Annotated in this window: 16 protein-coding genes; 5 read left to right on the forward strand and 11 right to left on the reverse strand. The window is 72.0% G+C overall.

Annotation, left to right across the window (positions count from 1 at the left end; translation table 11 throughout):
• Positions 1-38: 38 nt before the first annotated feature.
• Complete coding sequence (locus tag ACFQ2V_RS10400; RefSeq protein ID WP_386052646.1) at positions 39-644, forward strand: TetR/AcrR family transcriptional regulator; 606 nt, start codon at positions 39-41, stop codon at positions 642-644.
• A gap of 50 nt (positions 645-694) precedes the next feature.
• Here the strand turns inward: ACFQ2V_RS10400 and ACFQ2V_RS10405 are convergent, their stop codons facing one another.
• Together ACFQ2V_RS10405 and ACFQ2V_RS10410 are read right to left on the reverse strand one after the other, a co-directional pair.
• Complete coding sequence (locus tag ACFQ2V_RS10405; RefSeq protein ID WP_386052617.1) at positions 695-2,536, reverse strand: sigma-70 family RNA polymerase sigma factor; 1,842 nt, start codon at positions 2,534-2,536, stop codon at positions 695-697.
• A 440-nt stretch (positions 2,537-2,976) separates the two neighbouring features.
• A complete protein-coding gene (locus tag ACFQ2V_RS10410; protein WP_386052618.1) occupies positions 2,977-3,822 on the reverse strand; it encodes a methyltransferase domain-containing protein in 846 nt (281 codons plus the stop codon).
• 56 nt (positions 3,823-3,878) lie between these two features.
• On the opposite strand from ACFQ2V_RS10410, the gene ACFQ2V_RS10415 reads away from it, so the two are divergent.
• Positions 3,879-4,403 carry a MarR family winged helix-turn-helix transcriptional regulator gene (locus ACFQ2V_RS10415; RefSeq protein ID WP_386052619.1) on the forward strand — a complete coding sequence of 175 codons (525 nt, stop codon included), beginning with the start codon at positions 3,879-3,881 and terminating at the stop codon, positions 4,401-4,403.
• 5 nt (positions 4,404-4,408) lie between these two features.
• Here ACFQ2V_RS10415 and ACFQ2V_RS10420 read toward each other — a convergent pair whose 3' ends face one another.
• Positions 4,409-4,765, reverse strand: coding sequence for a VOC family protein (locus tag ACFQ2V_RS10420; RefSeq protein ID WP_386052620.1), 357 nt, complete (start codon positions 4,763-4,765; stop codon positions 4,409-4,411).
• Positions 4,766-4,913: 148 nt separating this feature from the next.
• On the opposite strand from ACFQ2V_RS10420, the gene ACFQ2V_RS10425 reads away from it, so the two are divergent.
• Entirely contained in the window at positions 4,914-8,153 is a 3,240-nt protein-coding gene (locus tag ACFQ2V_RS10425; protein ID WP_386052621.1) for a M36 family metallopeptidase, read from the forward strand.
• 92 nt (positions 8,154-8,245) lie between these two features.
• On the opposite strand, the gene ACFQ2V_RS10430 is transcribed toward ACFQ2V_RS10425, so the two are convergent.
• The 6 genes from ACFQ2V_RS10430 to metG form a co-directional block, all read right to left on the reverse strand.
• Complete coding sequence (locus ACFQ2V_RS10430) at positions 8,246-10,102, reverse strand: ABC-F family ATP-binding cassette domain-containing protein (protein WP_386052622.1); 1,857 nt, start codon at positions 10,100-10,102, stop codon at positions 8,246-8,248.
• A 143-nt stretch (positions 10,103-10,245) separates the two neighbouring features.
• Positions 10,246-11,187 carry a 4-(cytidine 5'-diphospho)-2-C-methyl-D-erythritol kinase gene (locus ACFQ2V_RS10435; RefSeq protein ID WP_386052623.1) on the reverse strand — a complete coding sequence of 314 codons (942 nt, stop codon included), beginning with the start codon at positions 11,185-11,187 and terminating at the stop codon, positions 10,246-10,248.
• A 30-nt stretch (positions 11,188-11,217) separates the two neighbouring features.
• Positions 11,218-12,174, reverse strand: coding sequence for a 16S rRNA (adenine(1518)-N(6)/adenine(1519)-N(6))-dimethyltransferase RsmA (rsmA, locus tag ACFQ2V_RS10440; protein WP_386052624.1), 957 nt, complete (start codon positions 12,172-12,174; stop codon positions 11,218-11,220).
• Positions 12,175-12,286: 112 nt separating this feature from the next.
• On the reverse strand, positions 12,287-13,435 hold the full coding sequence (locus tag ACFQ2V_RS10445; RefSeq protein ID WP_386052625.1) for a transglycosylase family protein: 1,149 nt from the start codon (positions 13,433-13,435) through the stop codon (positions 12,287-12,289).
• Between the two features lie 185 nt (positions 13,436-13,620).
• Positions 13,621-14,502, reverse strand: a complete 882-nt coding sequence (locus tag ACFQ2V_RS10450; RefSeq protein ID WP_386052626.1) for a TatD family hydrolase — start codon at positions 14,500-14,502, stop codon at positions 13,621-13,623.
• A complete protein-coding gene (gene metG / locus ACFQ2V_RS10455) occupies positions 14,499-16,334 on the reverse strand; it encodes a methionine--tRNA ligase (RefSeq protein ID WP_386052627.1) in 1,836 nt (611 codons plus the stop codon). The genes ACFQ2V_RS10450 and metG overlap by 4 nt, the downstream gene beginning before the upstream one ends.
• A gap of 128 nt (positions 16,335-16,462) precedes the next feature.
• On the opposite strand from metG, the gene ACFQ2V_RS10460 reads away from it, so the two are divergent.
• Entirely contained in the window at positions 16,463-16,894 is a 432-nt protein-coding gene (locus ACFQ2V_RS10460) for an SRPBCC family protein (RefSeq protein ID WP_386052628.1), read from the forward strand.
• A gap of 82 nt (positions 16,895-16,976) precedes the next feature.
• On the opposite strand, the gene ACFQ2V_RS10465 is transcribed toward ACFQ2V_RS10460, so the two are convergent.
• Positions 16,977-17,402, reverse strand: a complete 426-nt coding sequence (locus tag ACFQ2V_RS10465) for an OsmC family protein (protein ID WP_386052629.1) — start codon at positions 17,400-17,402, stop codon at positions 16,977-16,979.
• Between the two features lie 142 nt (positions 17,403-17,544).
• Positions 17,545-18,375: a 16S rRNA (cytidine(1402)-2'-O)-methyltransferase gene (gene rsmI, locus ACFQ2V_RS10470; RefSeq protein ID WP_386052630.1), complete on the reverse strand. Its 831-nt coding sequence runs from the start codon at positions 18,373-18,375 to the stop codon at positions 17,545-17,547.
• A gap of 102 nt (positions 18,376-18,477) precedes the next feature.
• Here rsmI and ppc point away from each other — a divergent pair, with 102 nt between their 5' ends.
• A complete protein-coding gene (gene ppc, locus ACFQ2V_RS10475) occupies positions 18,478-21,471 on the forward strand; it encodes a phosphoenolpyruvate carboxylase (RefSeq protein ID WP_386052631.1) in 2,994 nt (997 codons plus the stop codon).
• The last annotated feature ends 8 nt before the right edge of the window (positions 21,472-21,479 follow it).

The raw sequence follows: 21,479 nt of genomic DNA on the forward strand, positions 1-21,479 counted from the left end.
GCGCCGAAAGAGCCGACCGGTCCCGCCCGCGCGCCCGCATGACGGGCCCGGAACGCCGTGAGCAGCTCATCACCGTCGGGCGAAAACTCTTCGCGGACAAGGGTTTCGAGGCCACCTCGGTCGAGGAGGTCGCCTCGCGGGCCAACGTGTCCAAGCCCGTCGTGTACGAGCACTTCGGCGGCAAGGAGGGGCTGTACGCCGTCGTGGTCGACCGCGAGATCCAAGCGCTCATGGGCGGCATCAGCGCCGCGCTCGAGGAGCCCGAAGGGGCTCGGGTCCTGCTCGAGCGCGCCACTCTCGCGCTGCTCGACTACATCGAGTCCGACCCCGACGGCTTCCGCATCCTCGTGCGCGACTCCCCTCCCGGCCAGGCGACCGGCTCGTTCGCGAGCGTCCTCGGCGACGTCGCGGCGCAGGTGGAGCACCTGCTCGCGGCCGAGTTCAAGCAGCGGGGCCTCGAGCCGAAGTCGGCCCCGATCCACGCGCAGATGCTCGTGGGCATGGTCGCACTGACCGGCCAGTGGTGGCTCGACAGCCGCAAGTTCAAGAAGGACCAGGTGGCGGCACACCTGGTGAACCTCGCCTGGAACGGCCTCTCCGGTCTCGACCCGAAGCCGCGCCTCGTGACGCTCCCGCACCGCTGACGGCCGGTCGCCGGGCGACCGCTCACGCCAGTGGGACCCGTTCCCGCGGGTCAGGTGGGTCGAAGCGTTTGGGTCCAGGTGCCTCCGGTCGAGTCCGTGACCCGCACGACCAGCGGCACGACGCCGCCGGTGCCCGCCTGCTCGAGGACGGCCGAGCCGCGTGCTCCGGTGCACGACACGGTTGCTCGGCCCGGCTGCGTGCAGTCCCAGCTCGAGTTGCGCACGGTGAGCCGGCCCGCACCGGACAGGTTGGTGATCCTCACCGTCAGGGCGGTGGCGGACTCCGTGCGCACCCTGACCGAGATGCGAGCCGTGTCGCCCGCCCTGACGAGGCGCACCCTGATGGTGGGGGCAGCCGCCTCGGGGTCTGGCGACGGATCCTGTTGCGTGGGTGGGCCGGGCGCGGTCACCGGGGTGTTCGGGGCAGGCGACGGGGTCGAGCTGGATGGGCGAACCGGGCCGGGCGTGGACGGATCGGCGGGCATGGAGGGCCTGGACGGCTCGGGTGCCTGAGCCGTCGGAGCGACCGGGCGAGGCGGTCCTGCGGCCACCGGTCCCGGGCTCGCTCCGACGGTCGCTCCGCCGGTCGCTCCGACGCCGACGGGCTGCTGCGAGCTGGCGGCCGGCCGCGGCGTCCCGGTCACGGGGCGAACGACACCTGCGCCCACCGTGCTCGCGATCGCTGACGGTGCGGCCGCAGCGGCCGTGCCGATGGGCGTGGCCGGAACCGCCCGACCGAATGCTGAAGGTGCCGCAGCCGGTGCGGGCGCAGTGGCGCTGCTGGACGGCCTGGCCTGCGGCGCCGGCAGGCCGGAGCCGGTGAGCGACGGGCCCGGCACGGCGAGCGCACCGGCCAGTCCGGCCGTCACGGCGAACACCGCGCCGAGGCTGGTGGCACGGCCAGCGACCTGAGCGACGGCCTCAGCCGCGCGCCCGGCCACCGACTCCAGGCCCCGCGGCGCACAGGTCGCGCCGCTCGAGCCGACGGCACCTGAGGTGGAGGCCGCGGTGGTGAAGGCGGTGGTGGAGGCGGCCGAGGTAGCAGCCGAGAGCGCTGCGACCACGCCCCCGGTGACGAAGCCCGGCGTCGCCAGGCCCGCGGCGAGCACGACAGGCACGACGAGCGCGGGGAACCCGTCGTGGATGACGCGGAGGTCGGCGGCCAGCGCCGCGGCGTGCGGACACCCGGCGACGTGTGCCTGCGCGCGCTCGGTCTGGCGTTTGGGCAGCCGCCCGCGCACGAAGGCGCCGAGGTGCGTCACCGTCCAGCGGCACTCGTCGCTGTCGGCACCGGCCAGCTCGCGCGCCGCCCGGGCGTCGAGGTAGTTGGCCCGCAGCGCTTCTCGTGCCCGCATGGCCCGCGCGCTCACGGCGTTGGCGGTCATGCCGAGTGCGGGGGCCACGTTGCGTGGGGCGGCGCCCTCGACGGTCGTGTGCCACAGGATGCGCTGGTCGCGCTCGGGCAGCCCGGCGAAGGCCGTGCGCACGAGCGCCAGGCCCTCCTCGTCGACGGCGAGTCCTGCGAGGAGGTCGGGCAGCGCCGGGGCGAGGCCCTCGAGGTCGTCGTCCTCGGTGGGCACCAGGCGTAGCTCGCGCCTGCCCTGGTCGATGGCGACGGTGCGCACCGCCGACAGGAAGTACGCGCGGAAGTTCTCGTGCGGCCCGCGCCCCTCGCGGATGAGGCCCAGCACCCGGGCAGCGGCCTCGGCGACGACGTCCTCGGGAGCCGAGCGTCCGCGATGGCGGTTCGCGACGGCATACGCCGCGGGGAGGTGCCGGCGCCACAGCTCGCCGAAGGCTTCGGCCGAGCCGTCACGCGAGCGCGCGAGCAGGGTCGCGTCGGGCGCCGAGGCCCACGCCTCGCTCGACCACAAGGTCGCGTCTGCCGACAAACCTCTGCCCTTCGTCTGCCCCGGGTCTCACCGGTTTGTCCGGTCTGAGCGGTGCGGGTCAGTCTGCCAATCGGCAGGGCGGGCGTCCATCCGAACGCCGACGGGTTGGCAGGTTTCGTCCTCCCGAATGATCCCCTCCACGAAACCACGCGGGAGGACGAAACCTGACGGCACCACTGGAGACGAACCCCGAAGGGGCCACTCCCTCCCCTGACCAAGCGGGAGACCCCTGCGTTGCCGTCACCTGTACGACGTGCCGACACCCATTTCATGACACTGTTTTCCGAAATGGGTGGAAATGCCGGAAATTGACCCAGATTTTCTCCGGCGGTGAGACGGCCGACGAGCACGAGACCGCCCGCTTACCTCCACGAGACCCGTGACTTACCCGCTGTCCGACGACGGGCCATGCGGCGGCAAGGGCCCCGACCCCACCGGGGTCAAGCCGGCGTGCGCGCTACGGCGAACGTACGCGTGAACGGGAAGAGCACGCCGAACGGCTTGCGTGGGTATGCCGCCTCGAGCTCCCTCTCGTAGTCGGCGACGAACATCTCGCGCTCCTGCTCGCCGAGCACCCCGAGCACCGGTCGCAGGCCCGTGCCGCGCACCCACTCGAGCACGGGGTGCGGTCCGTCGGGCTCGGCAGTGAGCACGTGCTCGTAGGTGGTCTGCCACACGTCGACGTCAGGGGTCAGGTCGAGCAGCAGGGCGGCATACGTCTGCGGCTGGGCGACGGCCTGGGCGCGGGCGAGCCCCGGACGCAGGTCGTCGGCACGGGGGTGGCGCGCCGCGACCTCACGCATCAGCCGGTGCGACGGCGCGTCGAAGTTCGACGGCACCTGCATGGCGAAGGTGCCGCCGGGTGCGAGGCTCTCGACCCACGACGGGATCAGGCGCAGGTGGCTCGGGACCCACTGCAGGGTGGCGTTCGTGACGAGCACGTCGATGGGGCCGCCCGACTCGGTGGGGTCCCAGTCCTCGGCAGCGACGTCGACCCACTCGACCCGGCCTTCGACGTCGAGCTCGCGCGCCCGGGCGAGCATCTGCGGGGAGCTGTCGACGCCGATGACATGCGCGTTCGGCCAGCGCTGCGCGAGCCCGAGCGTCAGCTCGCCCGGACCGCAGCCGAGGTCGACAACGAGCCCCGGGTCGTCGGCGTCGACGCGCGACAGCAGGTCGGCGAACGGGCGGCCGCGGTGGCCGGCGAAGACGGCGTACTGGCGCGGGTCCCAGGTCGCCTCGGGAGTGCGCGTGGACCCGGTGGACGGGGACGTGGGTTCGGTCACGACGTGCTCACTTTCCTTCGATGTCAAGAGTCTTGACGGCGACTACAGTTGGCCGCATGAGCGCCGACCGCAGGCCTGGGGACGATGTCGACGAGATCGTCGCTGCCTGGCGTCGCGAGCGACCCGACCTCGACGTCTCGCCGCTCGAGGTGCTCTCGCGGGTCTCGCGCCTGGCTCGACGCCTCGACCTCGCGCGCGGTTCGGCCTTCTCGGAGCACCTGCTCGAGGGTTGGGCGTTCGACGTGCTGTCGGCCCTGCGCCGGGCGGGAGAGCCGTACGAGCTGTCGCCGGGTGCGCTGGTGCAGCAGACCCTGGTGACGTCGGGCACGATGACCAACCGCGTCGACCGTCTCGAGCGCAGCGGCTTCGTCGAGCGCCGGCCCGACCCCGGCGACCGTCGCGGCGTGCTCGTGCGCCTGACCACCGCGGGTCGCGACGTCGTCGACTCGGCCATGGCCGACCTCATCGAGCAGGAGAAGTCGCTGCTCTCGGAGCTCTCGCCTGCCGACCGCACGCAGCTGGCGAGCCTGTTGCGGCGCATGCTGGCGCCGCTCGAGTCGCGGGGCCTCCCGCACGGCTGAGCGGCTCATGCCTGCTGGAACTCCAGCCGGTTGCCGACCGGGTCGGTCGTGTGGAAGCGGCGCAGCCCGGGGATGTTCTCGTCCCAGGTGACCGGCGCGCCGGCCCGGGCCACGACCTGCGCGAGCTGCTCGACGTCCGCCACGGCGATGCCCGGGTGGGCCTTGCGGGCCGGGGCGAAGCCGTCCTCGATCCCGATGTGCAGCTCGGCGGAGCCGGCGCGGAACCACGCTCCCCCGCGGCTGCGCAGCGCCTCCGGCTTCTCGACCTCGGACATGCCGAGGACGCCGCCGTAGAAGGCGCGCATGTCGTCCTCGCAGCCGGCCGGACCCGAGACCTGGACGTGGTGCAGGTGCATCTCCATGCTCGGAATTTATCTTGATATCAAGATAAATTCAACGGCCCGGCGGCCCCTTTCCTCCCGGCGCGTACCCTTCGGGCCACCTGCGTCGTTTCTCCTGCACCGGGCCGGCCGCATCGGCGCGACCCGACGAGCACTCCAAGGAGAACGCGTGAACACCACTCGCAAGCACGTCCTGGCCATGGGACTGTGCCTCGTCTCGGCGGCGGCGGGGGCCCCGCTCGCGGCAGCGACCACCACGTCGACCGCCGCGACCCCGGTGAGCAGCTCGCTCACCAACACGATCACCGACGCCGTCGGCGACCTGCTGGCAACGCTCGACACCCGTGCCGTCACCAAGCCGGTCGTCCCCACCACGGCGACGAAGACCGCCGTCGCGGCCCTGCTGAAGACGGCCGGCGCAGGCGCCCGGGCCACCTGGGACGCCCGCTTCGGCACCCTGCGTGCCCTGCGCGGCAACGGCTACCTGACCGCCGCCCGCACCGGCACCCCCGTCGACGTCGCCCGGGACTGGCTCGCCTCCCAGCCTGCGGCGTTCGGCCTCTCGGCCGCCCAGGTGCAGGGCCTCACCGTCGCCCGCGACCACGCCCTCCCCGGCACCGGCACGCACGTGGTCAGCTTCGCGCAGACGTTCGCCGGGGCACCGGCCGCGCGCGGCGGCCGCCTCAACGTCGCCGTCGCCCCAGACGGCCGGGTCCTGGCGTATGCCGGCGAGACCGCTCCCGGGACCACTCTCGTCGGCACGTGGGTGCTCGGGGAGACGGGCGCCCTCCTCAAGGTGGCGGGCACGCTGGCTCCCGGCACGGCATACGCCCCCGTTGCCACCGGCACGCAGGCCGGCTTCACGACGTTCTCCCGCGGTCCGTTCGCAGGGCCCGGCTACGTGCGCAAGGTCGCCTTCCCGACGCGGACGGGGCCCGTCGCGGCCTACAAGGTCTTCTTCATCAAGAGCCAGACCGAGGCGTGGGAGGTCATCGTCGACGGCACGACCGGCGCGGTGCTGCACCGGGCGAGCGTCGTGCAGTTCGACGAGGCGCACGGCACGGTCTACGACAACTACCCGGGTGCTGCGCAGGGCGGCCAGCCGCGACAGCAGTCGTTCGGCGCCACCGCCGAGTCGCCCAAGGGCTGGGTCGACCTCACCGGCGCCACCGGCACCGGCGTCACGACCCTCGGCAACAACGCCGACACCTACGCGAACTGGTCGAACTTCCTCGCGCCCGTCGACAACGCACCGCGGCCTGTCTCCCCCACCGGCCACTTCGACTACGCCTACGCCAACCAGTGGGCGGCAACGAAGGGCCAGGCCACCCCGCCCTCCTACGCCGAGGACCTCGACCCCGCGGCGACCAACCTCTTCTTCCAGCACAACCGGATCCACGACGAGTACTACGCCCTCGGTTTCACCGAGACCGCCGGCAACTTCCAGACCGACAACGGCGGCAAGGGCGGCCAGGGCGGCGACGCGATCCGCGGGCTCGTCCAGGCGGGAGCAGCCTCGGGAGGCGCACCGACCTACACCGGGCGCGACAACGCATACATGCTCACCCTCGACGACGGCATCCCGCCGTGGAGCGGCATGTTCCTCTGGGAGCCGATCGACGACGCCTTCGAGGGCCCCTACCGCGACGGCTCCTTCGACATGTCGGTGATCCAGCACGAGTACACCCACGGCTTGTCCAACCGCTACGTGGCGAGCGGGGCCGGGCTCGCCTCACAGCAGGCCGGTTCGATGGGTGAGGGCTGGTCCGACTGGTACGCCCTCAACCACGGCTTCAACGCCGGCCTGCTGACCAAGCCGATCGTCGGCGACTACGTCACCGGCAACCCGACGCGTGGCATCCGCAACTGGAACTACGACCAGAACCCGACGACGTTCGGCGACATCGGCTACGACCTGACCGGGCCCGAGGTGCACGCGGACGGCGAGATCTGGACCGCGACGCTGTGGGACCTGCGCAAGGCGCTCGTCGCCCGTTACGGCGCGGCCAAGGGCGCGGCCGTGGCGGCACAGCTCGTCACCGACGGCATGCCGCTGACGGCACCGAACCCGTCGTTCCTCGACGCGCGCGACGGCATCCTGAGCGCCGACCTCGACCGCTACCACGGTGACAACACGGCGCTCATCTGGTCGGTCTTCGCCAAGCGCGGCGCCGGCGTCTCGGCGAGCTCGCAGACGGGCGACGACACCGACCCGAAGCCGGCGTTCGACGTGCCTGCCGCGGCGTCCAACGGCACCGTGGCGCTGACGCTCGTCAACGCGACGACGGGCCAGCCCATCTCCAACGCCCGGGTCATCCTCGGCCGCTTCGAGGCCCGCGTCTCGCCGCTCGTGCGCACCGGCTCCACCGGTGGGGCGACGGTCAAGGCCGTCACCGGCACGTACCCGCTGACGATCCAGGCGCCCGGGTTCGGCACGCAGACCGTCGAGGGCTTCGCGGTGACCGCCGGGAAGAACACGGCGAAGAAGATCTCGCTGGCGCCGAACCTCGCGTCGACGGCCGCGGGCGCGCAGGTCGTCTCGGTGTCGAGCCAGGACGACGGCGCACCGGCGAAGTTCGCCTTCGACGACACCGCCGCCTCGGTGTGGTCGACGAAGGCCGGATCGACGGCCTACAACGCGGGTCCCGACGAGCGGGTCACGGTCAAGCTCGCCGCCCCGGCGACCGTGAGCTCGGTGCGGGTCAGCGCGTACAAGGCGACCAACGCCTCGCGCTTCGCCGCGCTCAAGGGGTTCACGGTGCAGACGTCGCTCGACGGGGTCACGTGGAAGACCGCCCGCACCGGGGCCTTCGGCTACCAGGCTCCGCGTCCGACGGCGCCTGACCTCAACTACACGACGTTCGCGCTGAGCACCCCCACGAAGGCCGCCTACCTGCGCTTCTTCGTCGACTCTGTGCAGGGCGACACGACGACCTACGCCCAGGTCGCCGAGATCGAGGCGTTCGGCTCGGGCGCGACGGTCGCCAACGGCACGGTCACGCCCGACGCGCCGTACAGCGACCACGGCACGATCGCGGCGAACAACCCCGCGGCCGGTGACCCGACGGGGCTGCAGAACGTCTTCGGCGTCACGGGCACCGAGATGAACTCGGCGTGCACCTTCCCGCCGGCGTCGCAGGGCGTCGACGGCTGGGTGACCAAGCTGCCGGCCGGCTTCTCCGACGGGCTGCACTCGGTGTCGGTCAAGGGCACGAGCCCGCTCGACGACACGGTCGGCCACGACCTCGACGTCTACTTCCTCGACAGTGCGTGCGCGCTGACGGGGTCGACGGCGACGTCCTCTGCCGACGAGTCCGCGCCCATCCCGCCGGGCACCGTCTACGTCCTCAGCCACCTCTACACGGGGGCGAACGTCACCGTCGACGTCACCGCCACCGACAACCGCTGAGGCCGGTCGGAAGCGCCTACCCTCAGCTCAGTCCCGATCGAAAGAGCAGTCCGTCACGTGACGGACTGCTCTTTCGATATCGGGGGACGGGGTCAGCCGACGACCTCGGCGGCCTCCAGCCACTCGAGCTCGAGCTCCTCGCGCTCGCCGACCACGGCCTGCAGCTTGGCGTTGAGGTCTGCGAGCGCCGCCGGGTCGGTGGCCTTGTCGGCCATGTCGCCGTGGAGCCGTTCCTCGCGGTCCTGCAGACGTGAGAGCTGCTTCTCGACTCGTGCCATCGTCTTGCGGGCCTCGCGCACCTCGGCGGGGCTCGCCGCCGACCCCGGGGCCCCAGCAGGTGTGCCGTCGCTCCGGGTGCCGGCCGAGGGCGCGGTCGTCGACGCTGCTCGGGCGGGAGCCGGCGTCGCGGCCGCGCGCAGGCGCAGGTACTCCTCGACGCCGCCGGGCAGGTCACGCACCTTGCCGTCACCGAGCAGCGCCAGCTGCTTGTCGGCGACCCGCTCGAGCAGGTAGCGGTCGTGCGACACGACGACGAGCGTGCCGGCCCAGCCGTCGAGCACGTCCTCGAGCGAGGTCAGCGTCTCGATGTCGAGGTCGTTGGTCGGCTCGTCGAGGATGAGCACGTTCGGCTCGGTGAGCAGCAGGCGCGTCAGCTGGAGCCGGCGTCGCTCACCACCGCTGAGGTCGCCGACGCGCGACTGCTGTCGACCGCCCTGGAACCCGAGACGCGTCGCGAGCTGGCTGGCGCTGATCTCCTTGTCGCCGAGGGTGGTCCACTGCTTGACGTCCTCGATCGCCTCGATGACCCGCCACTGCTCGAAGCGCTCGAGCTCGCGCACCTCCTGCGTCAGGTGCGCGATGGCGACGGTCTTGCCGATCTTGCGCCGGCCGCTCTCGAGCGGGATCTCGCCCGTCAGGGCCCGCAGCAGCGTCGACTTGCCCGCTCCGTTGACACCCACGATGCCGATGCGCTCACCCGGGGCCAGGCGCCAGGTCACGTGGTCGAGGAGGCGCCGCTCCTCCGGCGGGTCGCCGACGGAGACCGTGACGTCCTCGAGGTCGAGCACGTCCTTGCCGAGACGGCGGCTCGCGAACGACGCGAGCTCGACGCTGTTGCGCGGAGCGGGCTCGTTCGCGATGAGAGCGTTCGCCGCGTCGATGCGGAACTTGGGCTTGCTCGTGCGCGCGGGCGGGCCGCGCCGCAGCCAGGCGAGCTCCTTGCGCATGAGGTTGGCGCGCCGGTCGGCGACGACCCCGGCGAGGCGGTCGCGCTCGGCCTTCGCGAGGACGTACGCCGCATACCCGCCCTCGAAGGCGCTGACCTGGCCGCCCTCGACCTCCCAGGTCAGGGTGGCGTATGCGTCGAGGAACCAGCGGTCGTGGGTGATCGCGACGGTGGCGTTGCCCGGGCGGGGCCGCTTCGTCGCGAGGTGGTCGGCGAGCCAGGCGACACCCTCGACGTCGAGGTGGTTGGTCGGCTCGTCGAGCAGGAGCAGCTCGGGGTCGGCGACGAGCAGGCGGGCGAGGGCCAGGCGGCGTCGCTCGCCACCGGACTTGGGACCGACGCGGCTGTCGAGGCCGCCGACGTTCTGGGCCTCGACGCCACCGAGGAGCCCGGTGAGCACGTCGCGGATGCGCGGGTCGCCGGCCCAGACGTGCTCCGGCAGGTCGCCGAGCACCGCCTCGCGGATCGTCCACGTGGGGTCGAGCGCGTCGTCCTGGGCGAGCATGCCGACCCGGATTCCCTCGGCTCCGCCCTGCTTCGTGATGCGGCCCGAGTCGGGCTCCTGCAGGCCGGCCATGACGCGCAGGAGGGTCGACTTGCCGCCGCCGTTGACGCCGACGACGCCGATGCGGTCGCCCGTGAGCACGCCGAGGCTGACGTCGTCGAGGACGTGGCTCGTGCCGAAGACGAGGGAGACCCGTTCGAGGGAGATGAGGTTGGCCATCGCTGACCGACCCTACGGCCTGCGGGGGCGCTTTCCGAATCCCGCTCAGCGACGCCGGTCACGCGCAGGAGCGCCGGTCCGGCTCAGGCACGCCGGAGCGCTCCGGCGACGGTGAGCCGGAAGGCCGCCGCCGAGCCCGTGGCTCAGTCCCCGCGCGGCGAGGTGACGACGTGGGCGCCGTGGACGGGGCCCTTGGCGCGGCGCAGGTCGCGGCAGAGGTCGGAGGCCGCGAGCGACACCGACAGGTCGAGCGAGGCCTCGTGGCTCTCGGTGAGGAAGGCGACGGTCGGCCCCGAGCCCGAGACCACGCCGCCGAGGGCGCCGAACTCGACGCCGGCATCGCGCAGCTCGCGCAGCTGGGGGCGGAGCGAGAACGCGGCCGGCTCGAGGTCGTTGTGCAGCGCGGCGCCGAGGGCGGCCGGGTCTCCGGAGCGCAGGGCGGCCATCAGCTCGGGACTGACCCTGGGGTCGGGCACGTCGGCGTCGTCGCGCTCGCGCAGGCGGTCGCACTCGGCGTACACCTCAGGCGTCGACAGGCCGGTGTCGCTGATCGCGAAGACCCAGTGGAAGGTGCCCCGCGCGAGCACGGGCGCCAGCTGCTCGCCGCGCCCGGACCCCATCGCATTGCCGCCGGACAGGATGAAGGGGACGTCGCTGCCGAGGGTCGCGGCCAGCTCGGCAAGCTCGTCGCGGTCGAGGCCGAGCCCCCAGAGCTGCTCGCATGCCACGAGGGCAGCGGCAGCATCGGCGGACCCGCCGGCCATGCCGCCGGCCACGGGGATGTCCTTGTCGATGCGGATCGACAGGCTCTCGTCTACGGCCCAGCGCTCGGCGACCAGGCGCGCGGCGCGCACGGCGAGGTTGTCGCCGTCGGTCGGGATGCGGTCGGCATACGTGCCCGCCGGCACGACCTGCCACTCGTCCCAGCGGGCGACCGACACCTCGTCGTGCAGTGAGACGGCCTGGTAGACGGTCGCGAGCGTGTGGAACCCGTCAGACCGCCGCGGCCCGACCCGCAGCTCGAGGTTGACCTTGGCCGGGACCCGCACGGTCACCGCACCGGGCAGGGTCGGAGCGACAGTCATGCGCCCACCCTATGGGCCAGCCCGTCGCCGTCAGGACGCATTGCCTCGTCGGCGAGCCCGTGGTTCGGCCGATGCCGCACCGGCCGGACGCGCCTCGGCGATGCGGGCGAACGCCGTGATGTCGAGCTGCTCGCCGCGTGTCCTCGGGTCGATGCCGGCCGCGACCAGCGCCTGCTCGGCGGCGTCGGCCGAGCCGGCCCAGGACGCGAGCGCGCCGCGCAGCGCCTTGCGCCGCTGGAGGAAGGCGGCGTCGATGCACCGGAAGACGTCCTGGCGCGAGGCCGTGGTCTTCGGCGGTTTGCGCCGCCGCATCGAGACGAGGCCAGAGTCGACGTTGGGCGCCGGCCAGAAGACGTTGCGCCCCACCCGGCCGGCGAGCTCGACGTCGGCGTACCAGGCGGCCTTGAGGCTGGGGACGCCGTAGATCTTGCCTCCCGGCTTGGCCGCGAGCCGCTCGGCGACCTCGAGCTGCACCATGACGAGGACGCGCTCGATCGTCGGGAAGTGCTCGAGGAACGACAGCACGACGGGGACCGAGATGTTGTAGGGCAGGTTGGCGACCAGGGCCGTCGGGTCGGGACCGGGCAGCTTCGTGACCGTCAGTGCGTCGGCCGCGACGAGGCGGAGCCGGCCGGCGTTGTCGGGCTGGAGTCTGCGGACCGTCTCCTCGAGCGCGCCCGCGAGCCGCGGGTCCACCTCGACGGCCGTGACCGCCTTGACGACGGGCAGCAGTGCGAGCGTGAGGGACCCTAGGCCGGGGCCGACCTCGACGACGACGTCGGAGGCCCCGACACCGGCCACGCGCACGATCTTGCGCACCGTGTTCGCGTCGACGACGAAGTTCTGGCCCCACTGCTTGGTCGGCCGGACCTCGAGCCTCTCGGCGAGCTCGCGGACCTGGGCGGGGCCCAGGAGCGCGGCGTCGTCGGCCGGCGCGGCGTCGTCGGCCGGCGCGGCGTCAGGCGCCACGGCGTCCTTCTTCGTCATGCGCCCACCCTATGGCCACGACCGAAAGAGCAGCCCGTCCCCGGTCAGCGCAGCTGCACTGAACCTCGAAGGGGGACGGACTGCTCTTTCGACGGCCCGGACGATCAGGTCGTCAGGGCTTGCACTGCCACTGCGACGTGCCGTTGTCGGCGTAGACGCGGTTGGCGACCGTGATCTGCTGCTCGCGGCTGGCGAGGTCGGCGCGCGAGGCGAAGTCGCCACCGCCGTAGCCGAGCCACGTGGAGGTCAGGAACTGCAGACCGCCGTAGTAGCCGTTGCCGGTGTTGATGTGCCAGTTGCCGCTCGACTCGCACTGGGCGATCGAGTCCCACATGGAGGCGCGGGCCAGGTTGAGGCCGGCACCCGACGACGAGCCACCGGTGCTGGCGGTCGGCGCGGGGGCAGCGGCCGGGGCCGGGGCCGGGCGTGACTTGGTGCCCACGAGAAGGACCCGGTCGACCGGAGCCTTGGTGACCGTGGAGGCGATGGTCCTGCGGCTCACGACCGTTCCGTCGATGACGGTCGCACGCGAGGTCACGACGCGCGTGCCGGCGACACCTGCGCGGGACACCTTGGTCTGGTCGGAGTAGAGGTCGTTGGTCTTCGTGCGCGTCGTGCCGAAGGCGATCGACTGCGTGGACCTCGTGTCCTTGGTCTGGACGCGCTGGACGGCGACCTTCGCGCCGTTCGTGAGGCGCGTCGTGACCGGCGGGTTGACCTTGTCGGCTTTGCCGAGGCGCACGCCGAGCTGGGTCAGGGCCTCGCCGACGGTGGCCGCAGCCACGGTCTTCTTCGTCGTCTTGCCGTCGGCCGTGACCGTGACGGCCTTGGGCGTCACGATGGTCAGCGACAGGCCCTGACGACCGATGGTCTGCGAGCGCGAGGCGGAGAGGCGCGCACCGTCGCCGCGGAGACCCAGCGCGAGCAGAGCTCCGTCGACCGTGGTCTCGGTGGTGCGGATCTGGCGCGTCTTGCCGTCGACGGTGAGGCTCAGCATGCGGGCGTACTTGACGGTGATCGACTCACCGTCGTCGACGGTGCTGCCGGTGGCCGGCACGACGACGTCGCCGGGCTTGACCTCGATGCCCTGGCCGGCGAGCACGTCACCGACGGTGCGGGTGCCGAAGAACTGGGCGGTCGACGAGGTGCCGTCGACCGAGAGGTTCACGGTCTTGTCGAGCTGTGCGGCGCCGACGGCGCCACCGGTGAGGACGACGGCCGCGCCAGTGGCGGCCAGGATCTTGGCGTTGCGAGAAATCAAAACACTCCGAACGTCGATCTATCCGGGTGCAACGCGCTCTCGAGCCACTCTCCTCACGCCGTCGGGAGGAGGTCGATGCGGGGCGGCAACCGGCCAACAGTCGACCAGACTGACCGATGGCCGTCACAAAGGTCAAATTTCGATAACGACGACCGGTCCGGCTGGACCCGTCGTTCCCGGGTGCGCTAGGCGGTTTGTCCGACTCGTTCGGCGCTCCACGGGCCGTACACGCGTTCACTGTTCTCCGACACCGCGCGGCACAGGCTCGGGACGTCGATGTTGAGCACACCGGCCATCGCGCGGATGGTCAGCGGCACGAGGAACGACGCGTTCGTCGCCCCCCGGTGCGGGGCCGGCGCGAGGTAGGGGGCGTCGGTCTCCACGAGCACCCGGTCGAGCGGGATCGCCGTGAGCGCGTCGCGCAGGTCACGGGCGTTCTTGAAGGTCACGGTGCCGGCGAAGCTGAGGTAGTAGCCGCGCTCGACGCACTCGCGCGCCATCGTGAGGTCACCGGAGAAGCAGTGCAGCACGGTGTGCTCGGGCGCGCCCTCCTCCTCGAGGATGCGGAGCACGTCGTCGTGGGCGTCGCGGTCGTGGATCTGCATCGCCTTGCCCAGCCGCTTGGCCAGGTCGATGTGCCAGCGGAAGGCATCCCGCTGGACCGGCACCCCCTCGGGACCGGTGCGGAAGTAGTCGAGCCCGGTCTCGCCGATGACGCGGATGCGCTCGTGGGCGGCGTGGCGCTCGACGGTTGCGTATGCCGTCTTCAACGTGCCAGCAGCAGCCAGCCGAGGAACTTCGTTGGGGTGCAAGGCGATTCCCCCGACAAGCTCGGGGTTTCGCTCGATGGCGTCCATCGTGAACGCGATGCCGTCGAGGTCGCATCCGACCTGCACGAGCCGGGTCACGCCGACCGCGCGGGCACGTCTGATCGCGTCGGCGACGTCGAACGGCTCGTCGCCCTCGCGCGTGATGTCGAGGTGGACGTGGTTGTCGACGACGTCGATGGGCAGCGGGTCTGGCAGGTGCTCCGGCAGGCCGCGCTGCCCCGACGCGTGCGGCGTCATGCGCTGTGGGCCGGGTCCGGCGTGGCGGGGTCTGCCAGGCGGGCCCGCTCGTCCTCGACGACCTGGTCGGGGTCGAGCTTGGTGAAGACGCCGGTGGGCTTGGCGATCGGCGTCCCGGGCACCACCGGCCGTGACTCCCAGCGCGGCGTCCCGGAGTACTCGCCGGTGATGACGGGGTAGGCGCGGGCGTCGTCGTCGAGGTCGCTCACCATGTCGAGACGCGGCATCGGCATGAACTCGCCCTCGCCGCCGAGGACGGCGTGGACGCGGTTGGCGGCGTGCGGCAGGAACGGCGAGATGAGCGTGTTGATGTCGCTGACCGCCTGCACGAGCGTGTGCAGCACCGTCGCGAGCCGCTCTCGCTGGTGGTCGCCCTTGAGCTTGAACGGCTCGGTGCGCGAGACGTACGCGTTGGCCTCACCGACCACGCGCATGACCTCCGCGAGGGCTGCCTTCTGGCGGTGCCGCTCGAGCGAGGCGCCGACGGTCGCGAACGCACCCCGCACGGTAGCGAGCAGCTCCTCGTCGACGGGCTCGACGGCATACGACCTCGGGATCTCGCCGAAGCTCTTCGCGATCATCGCGGCCGTGCGGTTGACGAGGTTGCCCCAGCCGGCGACGAGCTCGCTGTTGTTGCGCTGGACGAACTCGGCCCACGAGAAGTCGGCGTCCTGGTTCTCGGGACCGGCCGCGCAGATGAAGTAGCGGATCGGGTCCGGGCCGTAGCGGGCGACGATGTCCTGGACGTAGATGACGTGCTTGCGGCTCGTCGAGAACTGCTTGCCCTCGAGGGTCATGAACTCCGACGCCACGACCTCGGTGGGCAGGTTGAGCACGCCGTACGTGCCGGGCTCTCCACCCTTGTCGCCCTTGCCGGCGTAGCCGAGCAGCTCGGCCGGCCAGATCTGGCTGTGGAAGGTGATGTTGTCCTTGCCCTGGAAGTAGTAGGACACGGCGCCCGGGTCGTTCCACCACTCGCGCCAGCGGTCCTCCTGGCCGGGCCCGAGGCGGCGGGCCCACTCGATCGAGGCAGAGAGGTAGCCGACGACGGCGTCGAACCACACGTAGAGGCGCTTGGTCGGGTTGTCCTCCCACCCCTCGAGCGGGATCGGGATGCCCCAGTCGATGTCGCGCGTCATGGCGCGGGGACGCACGTCCTTGAGGAGGTTCTTGGAGAACTTGATGACGTTGGGGCGCCAGGTGCCGGAGGCCTCGCGGCCGTCGAGCCACTCCCCCAACGCGTCGGCGAGCGCAGGCAGGTCGAGAAAGAAGTGCTGGGTCTCGATGAACTCGGGCGTCTCGCCGTTGATCTTGCTGCGAGGGTTGATCAGCTCGTCGGCGTCGAGCTGGTTGCCGCAGTTGTCGCACTGGTCGCCGCGCGCCTCGGGGAAGCTGCAGATCGGGCAGGTGCCCTCGATGTAGCGGTCGGGCAGGGTGCGCCCGGTCGACGGGCTGATGGCACCCTTCGTGGTCTGCTCGATCATGTAGCCGTTGGCGTGCACCTGACGGAACAGCTCCTGGACGACGGCGTAGTGGTTGCGCGTCGTCGTGCGCGTGAACAGGTCGTAGGACAGACCGAGGTCGGTGAGGTCCTGGGCGATGACGGCGTTGTACTTGTCGACGAGCTGCTGGGGCGTGACGCCCTCCTCCTCGGCGAGCACGAGGATCGGCGTGCCGTGCTCGTCGGTGCCCGAGACCATGAGGACGTCGTGGCCGGCCATCCGCATGTACCTGCTGAAGACGTCGGAGGGCACGCCGAAACCGGCCACGTGGCCGATGTGGCGCGGGCCGTTGGTGTACGGCCAGGCGACGGCAGACAGGACATGGCTCATGGCGAGCAATCCTAGGCGGGCAGCGTGGACGGTCGCGCACGAGTTGTCGCAGGGCGTCCCCCGCCCCGGGCTGCACCCCGTCGCGAAGGTTCAATCCGGAGGGCGCGGCCACGGGGTATGACGGGGGAATGACTGGTCATGTTGCACACGCGAAGGTCACCGTCGACGCCACGCCGCAGCAGGCATGGCGAGCCCTCACCGACCCTGCCGAGATCAGCAGGTGGATGGTCGGCACCGAGGTGAGCACCGACTGGCAGGTCGGCAGCCCGATCACGTGGCGGGGTGAGTTCGCCGGAAAACCGTACGAGGACAAGGGCGAGGTGCTCGAGGTCGAGGAGCCGAGGCGCCTGTCCATGACCCACTTCAGCCCGCTCATGGGCGACGACGTGCCCGAGAACTACCACACGGTCACCTACACGCTCGAGGGCAGCGACGACGGCGCACCCACCACCGTCACCCTCGAGCAGGACGGCAACGACTCGGAGGAGCAGGCCGAGACGTTCTCCCAGAACTGGCAGAGCATGCTCGACGCCTTCAAGGAGACCGTCGAGAAGTCCTGAGCCGCAAGGATGCTCCCGCTCGGAGCACAGGTGTGCCGCCCGGCTCGGCCGGGCGGCATACCTGTGCTCGCAGGCTCGCGGGTCAGGCGAGCTTGGCCTCGAGGCTGATCGGCACGGCCTTGAGCGCCTGGCTCACCGGGCAGTTGGCCTTGGCGTCCTCGGCGGCGGTCTGGAAGTCCTCGGCCGAGATGCCGGGCACCTCGCCGACGACCGACAGCTTGATCTCGGTGATGCCCGTGCCGGGCACGAAGGTCACCTCGGCCGTCGTGTCGAGCGTCGTGGGCGGCGTGCCCGCCTTGGCGAGACCGTTCGAGAAGGCCATCGAGAAGCAGGACGAGTGCGCCGCCGCGATGAGCTCCTCGGGGCTCGTCTTGCCGTTGGCCTGCTCCGCACGGGAGGGCCAGTTCACGTCGTACGTGCCGATGCCGGAGCTCTCGAGGCTGACCTGGCCGGAGCCCTCGAAGAGGGAGCCCTCCCAGTGCGTGCTGGCAGTGCGCGTGGTGCCCATCGGTTCTCCTTCGCTGTCAGGGTCGGTCACGGTTCGGGGCCGCGACGCGGTACGTCACCACCGTATGGGGATTCGCGACCGAAACAAGGGGCGGCCGACCCGCGGGACGGCTCCCGCGTGTGTCGGTGGCGCCGGGGAAGGCTCAGCGGGCGGCGAGCGACGCGTCGTAGAGCGCCTTCTTCGACAGCCCGGTGCGCGAGGCCACGTCGGCTGCGACGTCCTTCAGACGCTCCCCCGCGTCGACGCGCTGCCGTATGCCGGCCACGGCGTCCTCGAGCGACGGCACCGCGCGCTCGGCGCCCGCCACGACGACCGTGATCTCGCCCTTGACGCCCTCGGACGCCCACACGGCAAGGTCCGCGAGGGTGCCGCGGCGCACCTCCTCGTAGGTCTTGGTCAGTTCGCGACAGACGGCGGCCCGTCGGTCAGGACCGAAGGCGTCGCGCATCGCGGCGAGGGTCTCGGCCAGACGGTGCGGGGCCTCGAAGAAGACGAGGGTGCGGCGCTCGTCGGCCACGTCGGCGAGAACTCGGGCCCGCTCTCCCGGCTTGCGCGGCAGGAACCCGTCGAAGCAGAACCGGTCGACGGGCAGCCCCGACACGGCGAGCGCCATGAGGACCGCGCTCGGCCCGGGGACGCAGGTGACGCGTACGCCGGACTCGACCGCGGCGGCGACGAGCCGGTAGCCGGGGTCGGAGACCGACGGCATACCGGCGTCGGTGACGACCAGCACGCGCTCCCCGGCGACGAGTCGCTCGACGAGGTCAGGTGTGCGGGACGCCTCGTTGTGCTCGTGGTAGCTGACGACCGCGCCCGTGGTGGTGACCCCGAGGTCGGCGAGCAGGCGCCGGAGCCGGCGGGTGTCCTCGGCCGCGACGACGTCGGCGGTGGCGAGCTCCTCGGCGAGCCGCGGCGCCGCGTCACGGGGGTCGCCGATCGGGGTGGCGGCCAGGACGAGGGTGCCGGTGGTCATGCCGTCATCCTGTCAGGGCGGTCGCAGGGCCGGTCCGTGAGACGCGCATTCCCCCATGTGGACCGGAAACCACGCCGAAACGTGCACGGGATAGACAGGAGCATGACCATCTCGGGACAGACCTCGACCGAGCACACCACCGAGCCCGACGCCGAGCGCTCCAGCGTGCGCTCCAGCGAGCCCTCCACCGAGCCCGACGCCGAGCGCTCCAGCGTGCGCTCCAGCGAGCCCTCCACCGAGCCCTCCACCGAGCCCTCCACCGAGCCCTCCACCGAGCCCTCCACCGAGCAGCTGCTGGCGGCCGACCGCCGCGAGCCCAACGCCGCGACGTTCGCCGCCGGCGTCTCCTCCGCCCAGCAGCACGCGGCCCTGCGCGCCTCGGTGCGCCAGCTGGGTGCGCTCCTCGGTGAGGCGCTCGAGCGGCACGAGGGCGCCGAGCTGCTCGCCCTCGTCGAACGCGTGCGCAGCCTCGCCCGCCAGCCCACCGACGACGAGCTGCGCTCGACGCTCGCCGCCGTCGACGCACCGACTGCCGTCGTGCTCGCCCGCGCCTTCACGGCCTACTTCCAGCTCGTCAACGTCACCGAGCAGCTGCACCGCTGGCAGGAGGTGACGGCCGTCGATGAGGGGCCGCTCGCCGCCGCGGCCCGGCGCATCGGGGAGGCCCTCGACGAGGGCACCGTCGACCGCGACCTCGTCGACTCGGTGCTCGCCCGGGTCGAGTACCGCCCCGTGTTCACCGCGCACCCCACCGAGGCCACCCGCCGCTCGGTCATCGACCTGCTGCGCCGCATCGCCGACACCGTCCAGACCCTCGAGGACCCTCGCAGCGCCCCGGCCGACCAGCCCCGTCTGGAGCGCCGGCTCGCCGAGCTCGTCGACCTGGTGTGGCAGACCGACGAGCTGCGCATCCAACGGCCCGAGCCGACGGACGAGGCGCGCACCGCGATCTACTACCTCAACTCCCTCACCCAGCGCGTGGTCCCCGAGCTGCTCGCCGAGCTCGACCGGTCGCTCGCGACGATCGGCATCGAGCTGCCCGTGTCGGCCCGACCGCTCCGCTTCGGCGCCTGGGCCGGTGGCGACCGCGACGGCAACCCCAACGTCACCCCACAGGTGACCCTCGAGGTCGTGGGACTGCAGCACGACGCCGCCCTGCGCGACCTCGTCGCCCACACCGAGAACCTGCTCGCCGAGCTCTCCCCGTCGACGCGGGTCGTCACGGTCACCGACGAGCTGAGCCGAAGCCTCGAGGCGGACGCCGCGGCCCTGCCGATCACGTACGACGCGCTCAAGCGGCTCAACGCCGAGGAGCCCTACCGCCTCAAGCTGAGCTTCGTGCGGGTGCGCCTCCAGCGCACCCGGGACCGTCTCGCCCACCAGACGCCCCACGAGCCGGGCCGCGACTACGCCTCGTTCGACGAGCTGCTCGCCGACCTCACCCTCGTGCGCGAGTCGATGCTCGCCGGGGGCGACGAGCTGACCGGCAACGGCGCGATCCTCCGGCTCATCCGCACGGCCACCACGGTCGGGCTCGGCCTCGCCACGCTCGACATCCGCGAGCACAGCGGCAAGCACCACGCCGCCCTGGCCGACCTCTACGACCGCATCGGCGAGCTCGACACGCCCTACGGCGAGCTCGAGCGGCCGGCGCGCATCGAGCTGCTGTCACGCGAGCTCGCGGCACGCCGCCCGCTGACCGGCAGCCGCGCCGTCGACGTCGGCGAAGCCGCCTCCGCGTCGCTCTCGCTGATGTACGCGATCCGCAGCGTCCTCGACACCTACGGCCCCGAGACGGTCGAGACCTACATCGTGTCGATGACCCACGACATCGACGACCTCTTCGCGGTCGTCGTGCTCGCCCGCGAGGTCGGGCTCGTCGACACCGGCACCGAGTCGCACCCGGCAACCGCCCGCATCGGGTTCGCCCCGCTCTTCGAGACGGTGGCCGAGCTCGAGGCCGCCGGACCGCTGCTCGACGCCCTGCTGAGCGACCCGGCATACCGGAGGGTCGTGGCCGCGCGCGGCGACGTGCAGGAGATCATGCTCGGCTACTCCGACTCCTCGAAGGACGCCGGGATCGCCGCGTCGCAGTGGCAGATCCACCGGGCGCAGCGCGCGCTGCGCGACGTCGCCCGCCGGCACGGCGTGGTGCTGCGGCTCTTCCACGGCCGTGGCGGCTCGGTCGGTCGCGGTGGCGGCCCCACCGGCGAGGCGATCCTCAGCCAGCCCTACGGCAGCCTCGACGGGCCGATCAAGATCACCGAGCAGGGCGAGGTGCTCAGCGACAAGTACACGCTGCCCGGGCTCGCCCGCTTCAACCTCGAGGTCGCCCTCGCCGCGGTGCTCGAGGCCTCCGTGCTGCACCGGAAGTCCCTCCTACCGCAGGACGTCCTCGACGGCTGGAACGGCACCATGGACGTCGTCGCCGGTCGCGGCCAGGACACCTACCGCTCTCTCGTCCGCGACCCCGGTCTCGTGCCCTTCTTCGTCTCGGCGACCCCGGTCGACGAGCTCGGCAAGATGAACATCGGCTCGCGCCCGTCCAAGCGCCCCGGTGGCGAGGGCGGGCTCGACGACCTCCGCGCGATCCCGTGGGTGTTCGGCTGGACCCAGTCGCGCATCATCCTGCCCGGCTGGTTCGGGGTCGGGTCGGGCCTCGCTGCCGCCCGCGAGGACGGCCGCGAGAGGACGCTGCGCGAGATGTACGGCTCATGGGCGTTCTTCCGCACCTTCATGTCGAACGTGCAGATGACCCTGGCGAAGACCGACCTCGACATCGCGGCCGGCTACGTCAAGGAGCTCGTGGAGCCCGAGGTCGCCGGACTCTTCGACACGATCCGCGAGGAGCACGAGCGCACGCTCGAGGAGGTGCTGCGCGTCACCGGGCAGTCCGAGCTGCTCGAGTCGGCGCCGACGCTGCGCCGCACGCTGGAGCTTCGCGACAGCTACCTCGCGCCGCTGCACGCGCTCCAGACGTCGTTGCTGGCCCGGTCGCGTGCCGTGCCCGACGACGCCGAGCCGGACGCCGACGTGCAGCGGGCGCTGCTGCTGACCATCAACGGCATCGCCGCGGGCCTGCGCAACACCGGCTGACGTTGCCC

It is taken from the genome of Terrabacter terrigena (assembly GCF_042676085.1).
Lineage (GTDB): Bacteria > Actinomycetota > Actinomycetes > Actinomycetales > Dermatophilaceae > Terrabacter > Terrabacter terrigena.